This is a genomic window from Pseudomonas sp. RT6P73 (genome assembly GCF_054897715.1).
Map to the genome: position 1 here is coordinate 5,676,380 of NZ_JBUBUV010000002.1, position 17,043 is coordinate 5,693,422.

The 17,043-nt window shown below is 57.4% G+C and carries 9 protein-coding genes and 4 pseudogenes; 8 read left to right on the forward strand and 5 right to left on the reverse strand.

All coding sequences use genetic code 11. From position 1 onward, the window contains the following. Positions 1-224: 224 nt before the first annotated feature. Both ltrA (ACYZT6_RS26205) and ACYZT6_RS26210 read left to right on the forward strand, forming a co-directional pair. On the forward strand, positions 225-1,772 hold the full coding sequence (gene ltrA, locus ACYZT6_RS26205; RefSeq protein WP_462029212.1) for a group II intron reverse transcriptase/maturase: 1,548 nt from the start codon (positions 225-227) through the stop codon (positions 1,770-1,772). Between the two features lie 72 nt (positions 1,773-1,844). Beyond that, a pseudogene (locus ACYZT6_RS26210) lies at positions 1,845-2,300 on the forward strand (IS5 family transposase); the annotation flags it as partial. Between the two features lie 1,451 nt (positions 2,301-3,751). Here ACYZT6_RS26210 and ltrA (ACYZT6_RS26215) read toward each other — a convergent pair. From ltrA (ACYZT6_RS26215) to tnpA, 4 genes and pseudogenes are all read right to left on the reverse strand, one after another. Further along, positions 3,752-4,872: pseudogene (gene ltrA / locus ACYZT6_RS26215) on the reverse strand (group II intron reverse transcriptase/maturase); the annotation flags it as partial. Between the two features lie 234 nt (positions 4,873-5,106). After that, a pseudogene (locus ACYZT6_RS26220) lies at positions 5,107-5,490 on the reverse strand (transposase domain-containing protein); the annotation flags it as partial. A 61-nt stretch (positions 5,491-5,551) separates the two neighbouring features. Further along, complete coding sequence (gene tnpB, locus ACYZT6_RS26225; protein WP_028622703.1) at positions 5,552-5,887, reverse strand: IS66 family insertion sequence element accessory protein TnpB; 336 nt, start codon at positions 5,885-5,887, stop codon at positions 5,552-5,554. Next, positions 5,884-6,216, reverse strand: a complete 333-nt coding sequence (gene tnpA / locus ACYZT6_RS26230; RefSeq protein WP_462029213.1) for an IS66-like element accessory protein TnpA — start codon at positions 6,214-6,216, stop codon at positions 5,884-5,886. The genes tnpB and tnpA overlap by 4 nt, the downstream gene beginning before the upstream one ends. A 611-nt stretch (positions 6,217-6,827) precedes the next feature. Here tnpA and ACYZT6_RS26235 point away from each other — a divergent pair. The 3 genes and pseudogenes from ACYZT6_RS26235 to ACYZT6_RS26245 form a co-directional block, all read left to right on the forward strand. After that, positions 6,828-7,418, forward strand: a pseudogene (locus ACYZT6_RS26235) (ATP-binding protein); the annotation flags it as partial. A 63-nt stretch (positions 7,419-7,481) separates the two neighbouring features. After that, positions 7,482-8,060, forward strand: coding sequence for a hypothetical protein (locus ACYZT6_RS26240; RefSeq protein WP_462029214.1), 579 nt, complete (start codon positions 7,482-7,484; stop codon positions 8,058-8,060). A gap of 28 nt (positions 8,061-8,088) precedes the next feature. Continuing rightward, on the forward strand, positions 8,089-8,349 hold the full coding sequence (locus tag ACYZT6_RS26245; protein ID WP_462029215.1) for a hypothetical protein: 261 nt from the start codon (positions 8,089-8,091) through the stop codon (positions 8,347-8,349). Positions 8,350-8,398: 49 nt separating this feature from the next. Here ACYZT6_RS26245 and ACYZT6_RS26250 read toward each other — a convergent pair whose 3' ends face one another. Next, positions 8,399-9,613 carry an aldose 1-epimerase family protein gene (locus tag ACYZT6_RS26250; protein WP_462029216.1) on the reverse strand — a complete coding sequence of 405 codons (1,215 nt, stop codon included), beginning with the start codon at positions 9,611-9,613 and terminating at the stop codon, positions 8,399-8,401. 267 nt (positions 9,614-9,880) lie between these two features. On the opposite strand from ACYZT6_RS26250, the gene ACYZT6_RS26255 reads away from it, so the two are divergent. From ACYZT6_RS26255 to ACYZT6_RS26265, 3 genes are read left to right on the forward strand one after another with little or no spacing between them, the layout of a single operon-like run. Then, entirely contained in the window at positions 9,881-11,251 is a 1,371-nt protein-coding gene (locus ACYZT6_RS26255; protein WP_462029217.1) for an SrfA family protein, read from the forward strand. Between the two features lie 17 nt (positions 11,252-11,268). Continuing rightward, entirely contained in the window at positions 11,269-14,334 is a 3,066-nt protein-coding gene (locus ACYZT6_RS26260; RefSeq protein ID WP_462029218.1) for a virulence factor SrfB, read from the forward strand. Beyond that, positions 14,331-17,042 (forward strand): putative virulence factor, encoded by a 2,712-nt coding sequence (locus ACYZT6_RS26265; RefSeq protein ID WP_462029219.1) that lies wholly within the window; start codon positions 14,331-14,333, stop codon positions 17,040-17,042. Before ACYZT6_RS26260 ends, ACYZT6_RS26265 begins: the two co-directional genes overlap by 4 nt. Position 17,043: the final 1 nt, after the last annotated feature.

Below are 17,043 nucleotides of genomic sequence, written 5' to 3' on the forward strand. Positions count from 1 at the left end.
GATGTGGTGCCGCCGGCGAAATCGAGGAGCCCGACCCGTTTGGAAATTCATGTGGAACAGGGTAAGCCCGTAGCGCCGCCGTTTTCGGCAGGTGAGCTGTAAAGCAAGCTGTTGGTGCTGCGGGTAAAGGAATGTGGAAAAAGCGAAAGTCGCCCTGTAATGGGGCGAATACAGGTTGAAAGATCATCTGGCGCGAAAGCGAGCAGACTTCCACAAGGTCTTCCATGGCGAAACAACCTGATCAATCGTTGTACGGAGGAAGGCAGATGGTAGTGCTCACACCCCATGCACAAGCAGCGGCGGGCACTGGTGCATCTTCGAACTTCGAGTCGCTCTGGCCCCTATCCTGGTGCCAAATCGAATCGCAAGTGAAACGACTCCAGGTACGTATAGCCAAGGCAACACGAGAAGGCAGATGGGGCAAGGTGCAAGCCTTGCAGCGGCTGCTGACTCGCTCGTACAGCGGCAAGATATTGGCCGTGAAACGAGTGACGGAGAATAGAGGCAAGAGAACACCGGGCGTTGACGGCAAGATCTGGTCAACCCCTTTGGCCAAGTCGAAGGGAGTGCAAGCGTTACAGCATCGGGGCTATTGCCCTCAACCGCTGAGACGTATCTACATACCCAAAAGTAATGGCAAGAAGCGCCCGCTGGGAATTCCAACGATGCGGGATCGCGCAATGCAGGCGCTGTGGAAACTGGCACTTGAGCCGGTTGCAGAAACTCGCGCGGATCCCAACTCGTATGGATTTCGGCCGCAGCGATCCACGGCCGATGCAATCGCACATTGCTTCAATGCACTGGCGAAACGCAGTTCGGCACAATGGGTACTTGAGGGCGACATTCGAGGCTGCTTTGACAATATCAGTCACGATTGGCTGCTCGCCAACGTACCCATGGATAAAGTGGTTCTGCGTAAGTGGCTTCGAGCCGGGTATGTCGATCAGGGAGCCTTGTTCGCAACGGAGGCAGGAACCCCGCAAGGGGGAATCATCTCCCCGATACTTGCGAATTGGACGTTAGATGGGCTGGAACATGTTGTCCACACAAGTGTGGCTTCGACGGATCGAAAGCGACAGCCATTGAAGATACACGTCGTGAGATATGCCGATGACTTCATCATCACGGGAACTTCGAAGGCTATCCTGCAATATCAGGTTCGACCTGCAATTGAGGCATTCCTGAAAGAGCGAGGCTTGGAACTTTCTGATGAAAAGACTCACATCACGCATATCTCGCAAGGCTTCGATTTTCTGGGCCAGAACGTACGCAAGTACGCTGGCAAGCTACTCATCACTCCGGCTCGCAAGAGTGTGAAAGTGCTTCTGGACAAGGTCCGGGAAATCACAAACGGAAACAAGGCGGCGACGCAAGCAAACCTGATCCTGGCCCTGAACCCGGTGATCCGGGGGTGGGCTATGTATCATCGCCATGTTGTCGCTGCCAAGCGTTTCGCGTGGATCGACCATCAGATTTGGCGAGTGTTATGGCGCTGGGCTGTCCGTCGGCATGCCATGAAAAATGCCCATTGGGTAAAACAACGTTACTTCCGTGTAGTGGGTCAACGGCACTGGGTTTTTGCCTCTAAGGAAAAAGTACGTGGCATGAGTCAACCTGTTTGGCTCTTTGCCGCTGCCAGTGTTTCGATCGTTCGGCATATCAAAATATGCAGTGCAGCGAACCCGTTCGACCCAACATGGACATCGTACCTTGAGCGCCGAAGAGCGCATCGTCAGGTAGCCCGGTCTCACTCAGGCTGCTGGAAGGCTTGAGCCGTATGAGGGGTGACTCTCAAGTACGGTTCTTAGGGGAGGCAGGAGTGGTAACACTCCTGCTTTACCCGACTGAAAGCGCACATCGGCGTCGACGCCGAATCCGGCTTGGTGCATAGACTGGTGGGCACCGCAGCGAATGTAGCGGACGTGACACAGGTCGATCAGTTACTGCACGGCGAGGAAACTTACGTGTGCGGGGATGCGGGTTACACCGGAGTGGACAAACGCCCAGAGCATCAGGACCGCAAGATGATCTGGTCCATTGCCGCCCGACCCAGCAGCTATAAAAAGCACGCGAAAAAGAGTTTGATCGGGCGCATGCGACGCAAGATCGAATACGCGAAAGCGCAGGTACGGGCCAAGGTTGAACATCCGTTTCGCGTGATCAAGCGCCAGTTTGGCTATACGAAAGTGCGCTTTCGTGGTTTGTCGAAAAACATCGCGCAACAGACAACCTTGTTCGCTTTGTCGAACCTGTGGATGGTTCGAAAACGGCTGATGGGTATGGGCGAGGTGCGCCTGTAATGCGGGCTGATCGCCCTGAAACAGCGCGATCAAAGGAAAGAACCATGAGTTAAGGGCAAGAAAGGTCTGATTTTCGACCGACTTATGATTTTTTGAGCCTCAAGTAGCGAGGGCATGAAAAATCGGTGGGTACTTCAGACCTTCCCTAGGGGAAGAACCCCGCATGGCTTTTCTCTCGGCATTTAAGTGCAAAAGCTTGGCCCGACCATGCAGCATCAGAGTAGCGTCGATTTCTCCCTATCCAGAGACATCGGCGTCCATTGCTATAAGCCAACCTGACCAGTCGAAATTCATCCATGCTCATCAGTAGCCCACCTTTTCTAATACGGGAATGCCAAAACATATAGTGCATCGTGAGTCGGCCCTATCAGGTCAGTGCTTACGGCAGGTCGGTTCCACTTCGCCCATCAGCCAAATAAATAGCCTCTCCTTCAGGGGCATCTCCTTTTCCAGTTGCATGACACCCAAGCGCCGGGGGCAACACCCTGGTATTTGAACCACGTCCATCGAACAATCGACTGGGGGAGTCTCAAAGATCCACGGCCATCACGCCCCTCGAATCTTTGTCTTGAGCCTGCTGAACCCGGGGTTGAAGGCAGACAACGCCAGCATTAATCCTATAAATCAGCCGGAGGTTGTAATGCGTCACTGTCTGGTACCGGACCTGGGACTTCTAGTTCAGCAGGCCGTTTGATCATCCGAAGCGACTGCGGTGCTTAAGGCGCACTGAAGACGTGGGAACTATCAGTTACTTCGCGAGCCATGCTGGTCTGTACCGGTGCAACATGTTGCACCTGATAGGCGTCGAGTCGCTTCGTACTGACCGCCAATAACTGTGCGATACCGGTCCTCGATTTATATCCACGGCCGTGCTTGGGCATTTGGGACAAAGCCGTTTTACCACAATAGTGTGCTGCGAACGGCTACAGTTGGACGCCGGCTTCAGATATAGCGTGATATCTGAACAAACTTGCTCAACGTAGCCAACAGAAAATCTGTCAAAACCAGGTCCCTCAGCGCAGCGGGGCCGGGGTACGTCAAGATTCTGAATCTGAACCGACCTCATTCGGAGCAAAAGAGATTAAAAAACCCGAGCGCTTCCGCGCCCGGGAAAAATTGTAGGTAGGTTCGGAGCTTCACTACTGCGACCAGTGTAGAGGCTGTAACCAACAATACGGTCGTTAGAAATAAATTGTAAAAGACAAACCGCGACTTGAAATATTAACCGGATTTATATCTTACCCGGTCCACCATAAGCCATCTCCATCAGCGACGGAACGCACTGTAAACCACAACCACGGACATACGGTGAATCGTATAACTCTTCCTTGGGTCGGCCAGGGCTCGCCTGCAGCAAGGCAAGCAATAAGCCCTGTCTCGCTTGCTGCAGCTCTTGAGGGTCAACCTGCGGTTGACGTGAACCTTGATCAGCAGCTGCAGTAGCGGGAGTTTGCCCAACCCCGTAAAACCGGGTTGAGCAAACCTATCAAGTTCGCCTGTCGTATCGTTTTGTTGGTCTTGATCAACTCTCGCAGCTTGGCAAGTAGAGCCCCGATGTTCGCCTTGGACGGCTTGATCAGGAGCTTGCCGTTGTACTTGCGCAGGTTCCATCCGAGGAAGTCGAACCCGTCCCCTATGTGCGTTACTTTGGTTTTTTCCGGAGAGAGAACAAGTCCACGCTCTGCCAAGAAATCAACCACAGCGGGCCTGACTTCATTCTCCAGCCACTCTTTCGAACAGCCTGTGATGATGAAGTCATCTGCATAGCGCACCACGCGCATTTTTCGGGCTGTCCACTTCGCGTTGGGAAATTTCTTCGCCAGCATCGTTTCCAACCCATCCAGCGTCATGTTCGCCAACACCGGGGTATGATGCCTCCCTGCGGGGTTCCCGCGTGGCTGGGGAACAGTTGGTTCTGGTAGACATAACCGGCCTGGAGCCATTTCTGCAAAATCGCCTTATCCATGGGAATGTTGGCGATCAACCAGTCATGGCTAATATTGTCGAAACAGCCTTGAATGTCGCCCTCTAACACCCACTCCACGTTTGCTTTTCGTGACAGCACACCAAAGCACTGTGCGGCGGCATCCGCAGTTGAGCGTTCCGGCCTGAATCCATAAGAGTTCGGGTCGGCGGTGGTTTCCTCTATCGGTTCCAGCGCCAGCAAATGAAGCGCCTGCATGGCCCGGCATCTCATCGCGGGAATTCCGAGAGGTCTCGTCTTACCGTTTTTCTTCGGAATGAGGACTCTCCGAAGCGGAAGCGGCGAGTAGCCTCGCCGCTTCAACGACTCTATCGCACCGATCTTGGCCCTAGGCGTATTCCAAGTGACCTTGTCCACACCGGGGGTATTTTTGCCTTTGTTTTCAGACACACGTTTCACGGCTAGAGCTTTGCCGCTGAACGAGTGAGTCAGCAGCCATTGCAAGGCTCTCGCCTTGTTATGCCTGCCGTCTTGTACAGCCTTCACAATACGTGCTTGCAGCCCTTTGACACGACGTTGTACGGCGATCCAATCGATGCCGTCCCACGACGTGCCGGAAGGTGCACACGCCAATGTTGCTGCGTTCATTTGCTCTCCTTCCGTTGAAAGGGTTCTACCTACTCTCGTGTGAAGAGAGACCATGAGGACGTCTGCCCGCTTTCGCGTGAAGTGATGTTTCAACCTCTATCCAACCCATTACAGGACGGCGTTCGCTTTTTCCTCGTTCCTTCGCCCGCACCACCATGGGCAGTTTTTGCAAACTGCTTTCCCAATGGGAGCGATACGGGATTTCCACGTTCCGCCTACTGAAGTACGTCGGGTTAGCGTGCGTGGAAACTCTGCCGGCAAAGCAGTGCGTTTGGGCTTTTGCTTTTTCTCGGTCGGGGCCAGCACTGTTTGCAAGGCTTGAAGCTCTGCTTCAATCGCCGCGATATCGGTATCGATCAGGTCATCGAGCAAGCTGGCCTGCTCAGGATTCATCTGCTCGCTGCGCTTGGCAAACTTCAAACGCTTGAGTTGTGCGATCTCGTGGGTCAGCTTCTCGATCACCGTTTGATCGCGATTGATCTTCCTGCCCATCGTCTCAACCGTCTTACCCAGCGTGTCGACTTGATGGTCGAGCGTCTCGACGCGCTGTATCAACTGCGCCGCCAACGCACGCAGTTGTTCGGGAGTCAGGTGGTCGAGATTGGGGAGAGAAGTCATGGTGCCGATTTTGCCAGAGCAGGCAGTTCGCGGCGATAGATCGATAGGCTAATGGCAGCCGTTAAAGCAGTGTGATCGCACCGCCGGAGCCGGCGCGTTGCCATGGCAGGCCCAACACCAGAGCCTGGAGTTGTTCGGTATCCAACTCCATTTCAGAGCCCTGGCGAATGCCTGGCCAGTGGAACTTGCCTTGATTCAACCGGCGAGCAGCCAGCCAGATCCCGAAGCCGTCATGCACCAGAACTTTCATGCGTGTGGCGCGCCGATTGGCGAACAGATAAGCACAGTGCGGCTTCGCCGCACCGAACACTGCGATCACTCTGGCCAAAGCGGTCTCGGTACCAGCTCGCATGTCCATCGGCTCGGTGGCGAGCCAGATGGAATCGATGCGGATCATCGAAGCAAATCTCGAAGAAAGGTCGCGCAGGCAGCAGCACTTTCGGTCGGCCAGTTCACTTTGACGGTGCCGCGTGGGTGCTGGATCTCAACGCAGATATTTGATGATGCCGCTTGCGAATTTGCTCCGACCAACTGGATGGGTAACGGAATGAATGCAGGTTGCAGCGCCGTGCTTTTCTGCGCTTGCACCCGAATCCATTTGTGGACGAGGTTTGCGTTGAGGCTATGGCTGAGGGCGACGCTGGCAATCGAAGCGCCTGGCTGGGCGCACTCTTGAATGACCTGGGCCTTGAAGGATTTGGAGTAGGAACGGCGTTGTGGCTGCATGAAATACCCGCTTAAAGGCTAGAACTGGTGTCCACTTAAATTTAAGTGCACACCATGTCTTGGCCTTGCGGGGCTGGGTAGATGAGTTGCCCGGACGGATACGTCACTGTGCAGATCGATACGGTGTTTCAGTCATCGCAGCCGCCTTAAAATGGCGTGAGGTAGCACCGGGTAGGGTTATCGTTCTATCAGCCAAAGACGGCTTCCTTGACTGGTCCTGCTCAAACGAGCGGGCATTCCGATCTGGTGCTTACTTCGCCACTCGGAACGAAACCATTGAACCTCCCGCTCAGTCAGTACTGAACAATGCAATGCGATCAGCGACTGGAACGTCCGGCAGCATTCCTGCGAGCGCCTGGCTTTCGCGAGAATCAGCAGAGCTTGAAATTGAAGAACATGCCTTTGTAATCGAGGGTAGTGGATTCAATTACACGCTAGGAGTTTTGATCCTACCTGACCTCGAAAGACATCTCATGGACGAAGATGAGCTGCTATCGCCGCTAACTGGAGTCCCCTCGTTTCGATAACCCTACCACCAGAGCCGATTAGTCACGGCGGGGCGGAGCTCACCGCATTTTTGACAATTTTTTGTGATTGACGTCTCAAACAGCAAAATTCCGGAATTCGATCGCAAGGTGTTGGAGGTTTTAAGGGAGCCACTGGAATCGGGCCACATCGTGATTTCCCGCGCCAAGGATCGCGTGAGGTTTCCGGCACGTTTTCAATTGGTGGCCGCGATGAATCCGTGTCCCTGTGGATATCTTGGCGAACCCAGCGGCAAATGCAGTTGTACTCCGGACATGGTTCAGCGCTACCGCAACAAATTGTCGGGGCCGCTGCTGGATCGGATCGACCTGCACCTGACCGTCGCTCGGGAAGCCACGGCGTTGAACCCTGCGCTCAAACCCGGTGATGACACCGCAACTGCTGCGGTACTGGTCGCCGACGCCCGGGAGCGTCAAAACAAGCGCCAAGGCTGCGCCAACGCATTCCTTGATTTGCCGGGACTGCGCCGCCACTGCAAGTTATCCACAACCGATGAAGCCTGGCTTGAAACCGCCTGCGAGCGTTTGACCTTGTCACTCCGGTCGGCCCACCGCCTGCTCAAGGTAGCCCGTACATTGGCAGACCTTGAACAGGTGAATGCAATTACACGCGATCATTTGGCGGAAGCCCTGCAATACCGACCTGCCTCAGCGTAACCGATGGCTATCACAGCAAAATCATTCATTCAGATCACTATTCAGAGAGAGCGTCCGTAATACATGGAGTTACTAAAGAGTCATTGGATCAGATTCGTCTATTGCCTGACGAGCATTGCCATCGTGTGGGCTGCGCTCCTGCAGCAGGAAATCGTTGTCGCCTCTCCGACGTATCTAAACAACTTTTCCTACGTTGGCACGGTGATAACCATCGTCGCGCTCATCATTTCAATAGCTGAAGTTCTGCACAGTGTTCGTTACTCACGAAGCATCAGTGCAGAAGCCAAGAAAGTGCTCAAGGAAGCAAAAGCTGTAGAAGGCGCCTCAGCCGTAAGCGAATGCCTTGCGACGCTCAATGAAGCAGCAGGTTATGTGGACACTGAAAACTATTTACTGGCGCTGAAGTGCTATCAGCATTTCAGGATTCTGTTTGCCAAAATACCCGGCACAGGTCAGGAGTTCGAAAGGATTGACAAAATTCTTGGGGAAACTGAGATCGCCATCAGAAGAGGGGTTTTCGCATCGGCAAGCGCTCCGCTTGAAAAGCCGACGAGATTCCTTATTCACCACAATCTTGAAAACATCAAAGAAAACCTTGAAAAGGTTAACCCAGCCAGAGGGCGACAATATGTTACCGCCTAAATTTCTCGATTTCGTCAAGACACTCACCGTGAGAACAGAGCAAGGCGAATTCTCCTGGAGTTATGACGACAACAACTCGCTTGTGAAACTCAAAGAAAAAATCTTTTCTCTTTCATTGCGTTACAGCTTCAACGCGGATGAAAAATATGCGGAGTACGTCATCTACTACTTGGACGAGATCGAAAATAAGGAATATCGGTTTTATACCAATCAAACCTGGAACGACTTCGATTTCATCCGGCGTTTGTTTGACGCCGCGCAAGCCTCAAAGATGAGACTTCCCTTTTAGCCCTCCAATAAGCAGTGAACGCAGGCTCACTGCTCATCTCCAAGGCTGCTTACTCCTTGCTCAGATCCACCAACGGCACCTGCCGAACCTCAGTTTCTCGCCCACCTTGAATATCACTCACCCGCTTCAGCGCCTTATCCACAGCGCCCTTGTCCGCCAACAAGCTGTAGCTGATCTGAAACTGCTTGCTCTCCTTCGGCGCAATCGTCGGCACCAGTCCCAGCGGCCGCTGATAGCGCCGGTTATAGGAAAAGCTGGTCCCCGGTTCGAGCCCGGTGACATAGCCCTGGCCTTGGGTATCGGTGTTTTTCCACAGCGAAAACACAGGCAGCGTTTGAGTGTTGAAGCCGAGGGAAACGCCCAGACTCCCCGCCTTGTTATGCAACACAGTCAACGTATCACCCTTGGCATCGCCATAAGGCACAACGTTGTAAACCGTCTCGTCATAGTCCTTGGTCGGCCCACGGTAAGTCTGCCAATCCGGCAAATCCCCTTTGGCCTTGTCGTTGAACGGCGACACCTGCTTCACCGGCGCAGCAAAACGCGCGCCCTGTTCCAGGAATGGCGTGCTGAAGTTGCTGTGGTACAGCGCCTGGTATTCCTTCGGATAATCACCGTTGTTGGTCAACGTATCGTTGAGGGCAAACGCTACGCTGCCGGGCTCAGTGACCAATTCGGTCATCACCGAAAAGTCGACTTTCTTGAACGCCTGCTCTTTCAGCTCGCCGCGCAGGCTGATGGCGTACGGCGGTTTTTCATCTATATGGAGGGTAACTTTGCTGGCCGGGATGTTGGCAGCACGGCCATGCAGCGTCAGCAGTTCGCCGTTATCCATACCGGGATGGCCGACCCATTCGTAGCCGCAGCGGGCGACCAGTTCGTTGAAGCCTTCGAGCCAGCCCAGTCCGCCGCGGCCGTTGAGTTCGATGAAGGACGGATTGACTACATCCTTGACCGGCGAATCCCAGCCCATGCGCACATCACCGACCGTTGCTTGCAAGACGTTCATCCCGCGAGTCGGCACCACCGAGAGTTTCATCGTGCCGTTATCGATGTCGATGATGCTGACGCCCTCCTGCCGACCGCCATGCAAGGTGCGCAGGGTCACGGAGAACGGTTTGTCGGTTTTTACGCCGAGTTGCTGGCTGGTGATCTGCCAGTTCTGGGCAGCCTTGTCGGTGTCGAGCAGCACGTAATCCCAGGCCATGGCGTGGGAGGCAGCGGTCAGCGCGCCGAGGGCGACGGCGAGTTTGAGCGGGGTCATGAGGAAAGCCTTTCTTGGAGTTGTGCATTTTTTATAGCGCTGATGAAACGTTTCAGCAAGCTTAAAGAAGCGAACGTCCCAGCCTTACAAACTCAAATCACATTGACCTCATGCAACCTCCGCACACTTACGCTAGTCTCATACGGTTTTGGACCTCCTCTGTTTGACGGCGACATCATTATGACATTAAGGTCACCAGCTAAATGCAGGAGCAAGAACAGACACCTTTGTCTGTCATTTTTGCGCAACGGAACATATGGAGTTTGAATGCGCGGGGCACTATTACGCAGCGGTAAGAGCGGATCATTCACAGCCCTCGGCGAAACAGGTCAACCGGTTTACCGGGCTGCCCTGCAATTGCGCGAAGCCATTCGCCGCAAGAACCCCGACATGGTCGATCACCTGGCCATTCCTCAAAGCGACGAACTCGGCAACCAGATCGACTGGTACAGCGGCCTCGACGGCGATGTAATCCCGTGGAGCAGCGCGACCGAAGAAGAGCGCGCACCTGCCCGTCGCCAACTTGAAGCCCTGAAGACTGCGCTCGATGAATTGAGCCAGCGTTTCCTGGGCACTGACCCGGCCGAACAGCAGCAAGGCGACAAAGCCGTGTTCGGCAAGCTGCTCAAGCGCGTGATTCATTTCCCTGACGAAAACTTCGTCTACCTGGTGCAAGGCAAACCGGTGCTGACCTTTTGGGGTTTCGAGCACGCCGGAACCGGCAATCGCGATCCCTTGCACTGCCTTTATCAGGTTCCGCCCGTCTTCACGCTGCCACCCGTGGTCGAAGAACCGGTTGTGGCGCCCGTCGTGCCGGTGGTGGCTCGTCCGTGGTGGCGTCGTTGGTGGTGGCTGTTGTTGCTGCCGTTCTTGTTGCTGCTGTTGTGGCTTTTGCTCGGCTTGCGCGGTTGCGTGCCGATTCCGTTGGTGGCGGTGGACTTGCTGCCTGAAGGCATCGTGCCGGTGGAAAAACAGCTGGAAGAGCCGCAACTGACCGGCAATGCCACAACAGTGAATGGCGTTCCCGTGACCGGCACCGTTTCAGGTTCCACCACAGGCACAGCCGTGACCGGCACTCATGGCGTAGAAGCTCCAGCCGTCGCGGGTAATGAAGCTGATGCCGCGCCCGCCGACGTCACGCAAGACCCGGCCGCCGAATCCCCAACCGCGCCAACCGCCCCACCCGAAAACAAAACCGGGGCGCCTGCCGTCACTCCGCCCGACGCACAAACAGCCGCAGCCGCAGCCGCAACCGCAAAACCGGGCCCGGCCCTGAGCATTCCGCCTGACGCCGCCGACGGTGCCGCCAAGTTCCTCGATGGTCAGTACCGCGCCGGCGCCGGCATTCAGGATCGCCGGACCGGCAAGCCCCTGCGTCTGGAATACCAGCTCAAGGACGGTAAGGGCGAAGTCACCGTACACCAGGCCGACGGTACGAAGTGCAGCGGGCCAGTGAGCGCTACCATGAAGGGTGGCAGCCTCGCCATCGACAGCCAGGGCCAGGCCGTGTGCGGCGATGGCAGCACTTACGACATGCCCAAGGTCAACTGCCGCAAAGGGGCGACCACGGTCGCGGACTGCACCGGCGGTTACGGAAAAGATCAATTCCCCATGTCCATGCGGCAGATGGGCGAATAAGACTGGAATAACCCGACATGTTGCCTGAAGTCACCCAATTCGAAGACACCGTCACGCTCGTCAGTGACACCGGTATCCAGTTCATGGATTTCGCCCTGTGCCTGGATCCTCGCAAGGAACCGGCGGGCGAGTTCGCGCCGATGATCAGCGGGCTGATCTGCCGCCTGATGTACAACGAAGAGAAAGACTTCTACTTCTACGAGCCCGAACCGGAAAAGGTCGAGAAGGCCAAACCGGCGTTCAGCGTCGACATGAAAAGCAGCCTCGAGCTGCTGGACGGTGTCTGGCTGCCGACGCCGTTTTTCCGTTTCATGCCGCCGCACCGCTTCGACGAAGGCCCGACCAACTGGTCGCGTATGCGCCTGGTGAAACTGGCCACGCCAGACATCGATGGCAACACCCACCGCCTGACGATGGCGTTCGACAGCCGCGTCATGCCCAAGCGTGACGGCACCGCCTACCTGGCGCCGAACGAAGAAGACATCAGCTCCGGCGTGTCCTTCAAACTGGCGACCAAGGCCAGCGAAACCCGTTGGTTCCTGGCCCAGCCGTGGGTCAATGAATGGCTGCTCGAAGTGTTCAACGAGGGCAACGCCCATCGTTCGCGCGAAGAGCTCGACATCGACATCCGCGCCAACCACCACCTGGCGCACTACCTCAATCTGCTGAGCCTGTTGAGCACGCCGTCAGCGGCGGCGCAGTCGACCGCCAGGCCGAAGGTGGAAATCCCTGAGCTGAAAGTGGTCGCCAATGACAGCAATGGCCTGGTCAAACCGATTCCGGTGGACCTGGTGCTGGACGTCGGCAACTCGCGCACCTGCGGCATCCTGATCGAGAACCATGGCCAGGCCGGCTCCGGGCTGAAGCAGAATTACGTGCTGGAACTGCGCGACCTGATCACTCCCGAACACACCTACAACCTGCCGTTCGAAAGCCGTGTGGAGTTCGCCCAGGCATATTTCGGCAAGGACCACTGCTCGGTCAAAAGCGGCCGTCACGACGCGTTCCAGTGGGCGACGATCGCCCGCGTCGGCAACGAGGCCAGCCGTCTGGCCAGCCGTCGTCGCGGCACCGAAGGGTCGACTGGCCTGTCCAGCCCGAAACGTTACCTGTGGGATGAAAACGCCTACGGCCACGGCTGGCGTTTCAACTGCTCCTACATCAAGACCGACAACGAGCCGTACGCCACGGCCGCGCCGTTCTCGCACCTGATCAACGAAACCGGCGAGGCACTTTACAGCCTCGAGGAAGACGATCGCCTGCCGGTGTTCATGCCGCGTTATTCGCGCAGCTCGCTGATGACCTTCATGCTCGCCGAAGTGCTGGCCCAGGCGCTGTCGCAAATCAACAGTCCGGCCCAACGCTCGCGCCAGGGTCACACCCGCGTGCCGCGCCAACTCAACAGCATCACCCTGACCGTGCCACCGGGCATGCCGCAGGCCGAGCGCAGCATTCTCAACGAACGCATGCAGCAAGCCATCGGCCTGGTGTGGAAAAGCCTCGGCTGGCACGCCGGCGAGGAAGATCCGCATCAGGATCAGGCCGCCAGCCCGCGCACGCCGATCCCGAGCATTCGCGTGGAATGGGACGAAGCTTCCTGCGGCCAGTTGGTGTACCTGTACACCGAGGTCAACGAGAACTTCGCCGGTCACCCGGAAGAGTTTTTCGACACCATCGCCCGGCCCGACAAGACTGATCGCGAGCGCATCACCCTGGCGACCATCGACATCGGCGGCGGCACCACCGACCTGGTCATCACTGACTATCGCCTCGACCGCGCCGGCAACACCGGCAGCGGCAGCAACGTGCACATCGTGCCCGAGCAGCGTTTTCGCGATGGTTTCAAAGTGGCCGGCGACGACATCCTGCTGGACGTGATTCAGGACTTCATCCTGCCGAGCTTCGAGAAGGCTTTGCAGAATGCCGGCGTCAGAGCCCCGGATTCGCTGATGTCACGGCTGTGCGGTGATGAATCGGTCAGCGCCCAGGACATGATCCTGCGCCAGCAATTGAACCTGCAGGTGTTCGCACCACTGGGCCTGGCGTTGCTCAAGGCTTACGAGCATTACGACCCGCAAGTCCCGGAGGAAGTCAGCCCGCAAAGTTATCGCCTGTTGCTGGGCGATAACGCGATCAGCCAGACCGTGCTCGACTACGTCAACGCCGCCGTGCGCCGCGATGTCGGGGGCCAGAGCGGTTTCGACCTGTACGAATCGTTGATCGGCTTCGACCTGCAAAAGCTCCACGCCGCGTTCCTCAACGATCAGATCAACATCACCAAGATCCTCGGCGCGCTCTGTGAAGTGGTCGCGCACTACCCGTGCGACGTCCTGCTGCTGACCGGCCGCCCTTCGCGACTGCCCGGCATCCAGGCGTTTATTCGCAAGGTGCTGCCGCTGCCACCGGGGCGCATTCTGGCGCTGCAAAACTACCGCACCGGCGGCTGGTATCCGTTCCACAAGAACGGCCGCATCGACGACCCGAAAAGTACTGCTTCGGTGGGCGCCATGCTGTGCCTGTTGTGCGCCAACCACAGCGTGCCGAACTTCTACTTCCGCTCTTCGGCGCTCAAGCCGTATTCGACGGTCAAGCACATCGGCGTCATCGACCTGAACAACGTGATCAAGGATGCCGACGTGCTGTACCGCGACATCCAGTCCGAAGATTACAAAATCAAGTTGCCGGAAATCGGCACGGGCGATGACGCCGACACGCCGCAGCTGGAAATGCGCGGTGATTTGCGCCTCGGTTTCCGCCAGTTGGCCGCCGATCGCTGGGCTGCTTCGCCGCTGTACACCTTGCGTTTCACCAAGGCCGGCCGGGAGAAGTTCTCCCGCGCGATTGGTGAGAACGGCAGCGCACCGCTGCTCAAGGTGCGCTTCGAGGTCAAGGCGGCCGACAAGTACACGCGCAAGCAGGATCTGGTCAGCGACCGCCTCTCGGTTCGTGATATCGAATCCAACAGTAACAACGTCAACTTCAACCCGCGCAGCGACCTCGAGCTGGAACTCAACACCATGCTCGACGCCGGCCTGAGCGAGACCAAGTACTGGCTCGACAGTGGAAGTGTGAAACGCAAATGAATGACCTGACCCCCGAACAAACTCAGCTCTCCGCCAGTTGGGCCGCTGTTTATGAAGGTGCCGGTCAGGCGCTGGAATGGATTGGCCAGACACGCGGCAACGCGCCGCGCCTGGACAGCGAAGCCGACAACCTCAACATCCGCCTGCACCGCGCCCGCAACCTGGCTCACAGCCTCGGTCGCGTGGCCTGCACGCCGATGACCATTGGCTTTTTCGGTCTGTCCCAGGCCGGCAAGTCCTACCTGATTTCGGCGCTTGCCGCCGGTCAGAACGGCAAGCTGGAAACCGATTTCGGTGGCCAGCGCCTGGACTTCATCAAGCACATCAACCCCGTGGGTGGCGGCAAGGAAGCCACTGGCCTGGTGACGCGTTTTAGCCGTCGCGCCACGCCGAGCCAGGATCCGCAATTCCCGGTCGAGCTGACGCTGTTCAAGGAAATCGAGCTGGCGAAGATTCTCGCCAACTCCTGGTTCAAGGACTTCGACCTTGAGCGGATCTCCTACGAGATCGATGAAGAGCGCATCCAGCGCGTGCTGAAGCCGTTTGAAGGCCGCGAGACCGGGCCGATGCAACCGGGGGTCAGCGCCGACGACTTGGTGTCGCTGTGGGATTACCTGCGGGACAACTTCCGCAACTCGGTGAAGAAGCTCGAACACCTGTATTGGCCGACAGCGTTGCAACTGGCACCACGGCTGAATTTCCAGGAACGTGCCGAGCTGTTTTCGATCCTTTGGGGTGAACAGAGCGAGTTGACGCGCGTGTACCAACAACTGGCCGGCGCGTTGCACAAGCTGGGCCTGCCCGAGACCGTGTTCGCGCCATTAAAGGCCTTGGTGAGTTTCGAAAACGACACTTACAGCCAGCGCGACAGCATCATGAACGTCGACATCCTCGAGCGTTTCGGCAGCCCGCGGGACTTGCCGATTGACGTGCGGCCCCAGGTCGATGGACGCCTGCAAAACAGCCAGGGCATCCCGGTTGCGCAACTGGCGGCACTGACCGCCGAAATGACTTTCGGACTGATCGAAGCGCCGGCGGACGATATCGTCAACCAGGTCGACTTGCTGGACTTCCCCGGTTATCGCGGGCGTAAAAAGCTGCACGAGATCGCCGACTCCAGCGACCCGGAGTCCGCCACCAAGGACAACTCCGTCTCGCAGCTGATTCTGCGCGGCAAGGTCGCTTACCTGTTCGAACGCTACACCGACAATCAGGAAATGAACGCGCTGGTGGTCTGCACCGGCTCGACCAAACAGAGCGACGTCAACGACGTTGGCCCGGTGCTGACGCGCTGGATCGAGAAGACCCAGGGCGCCGACGCAGCCGCCCGCAGCAAACGCGACACCGGCCTGATCTGGGCACTGACCATGCTCGACCTGCGCATCACCAATTCCCTGAGCCTGACGCCTGATCAGTACGACGAGAGCTGGAACGGCATGGTCAAGCTGACCATGCTCGAACGCTTCGGCAGCCTGAGCTGGATGAACGACTGGGCCGGCACACCATTCCAGAACACCTTCCTGGTGCGCAAACCGCGCATGGACGCGGCGTTCATCGTTCAAGACGCCAGCGGCGCCGAAACCGGCCTCAACGCCAGCTACCAGGAACGCGTTGACGCCTTGGGTACAAGCTTTGCCGGCAATGAGCTGGTGTGCAAACACATCAGCAATCCTGCCAACGCCTGGAAAGAAATGCTGCGCAACGACGACGGTGGCATCAGCCACTTCAGCGGCAGCTTCAAAGGCGTGGCCAACATTGAATTCAAACTGCAACGCATCCGCGAGCAGTTGAACGAATGCCTCGAAGGCCTGACCACTCACGGCCTGAGCACTTGGTATCACGCCGACGGTGACGGCGCCGCAGCCGCCAAGAAAGCCCAGGCACAGATGATTCTGACCGGTCTGGGCCGCCGCCCGGCCGTACTCGGCGAGTTCATCGATGAACTCGACATGCCCAGCGAATCGGTGCGCGACCTGTACCTCAGCGGTGTGTACGAAACCGATGACGCGCCCGCCGCCAGCGATGAGCCGGTCGCCTCGACGCCGAGCCAGAGCCTGTACGGCAACGACGCCGGTTTCGACTTCGATTTCGGCGACGACCTGAGCCACGAAACGCCAGTCAGCAGTAAAACCAACACCCCGGCGCCGGAACTGCAAAGCAACGAGCACCGCTTTGCCAAAGCCGCTTTCAAGGCCTGGATTGCGCACCTGCGCGAGCTGACCACCCGACAAAGCCTGCTCAACCTGTTGGGGCTGGAAAAGGCCCTGATCGAAGCGGTGGTCGATGAACTGATCACCGCCGGTTACCGCCAGGACTTGCCGGGCCAACTGAGCCGTGCGGTGCTCAAGCGTGCGCAAAGCGGCGCGCGGCGCGATCAACTGGTTGAGCGCCAAGTGCTTGAAGTGCAGCGGGTTCTGCGCGATTTCGTGTCCTGGTTCGGCTACCTGCAGAAACCGGTCAACGAGCGCCCGAACAGCCGCGCCGGTGCCAAAGCGCCGTTGTTCTCGTTCTACACCGACATCGGTCCGGGACAAGTGCCGGTGTTGCCGCCACAACCGGCGAACCAGGCGCAGCGGTATCTGGGCGACTGGCTTTCGGGCCTGGCCTACATCACGCAGGACAACGCCGGCCATGGTGCCGGTCGCGAAATCACCCCTGAACAGAATGAACGGCTGGGCCATGTGCTCACAGCCTTCACAGCGAGATAAG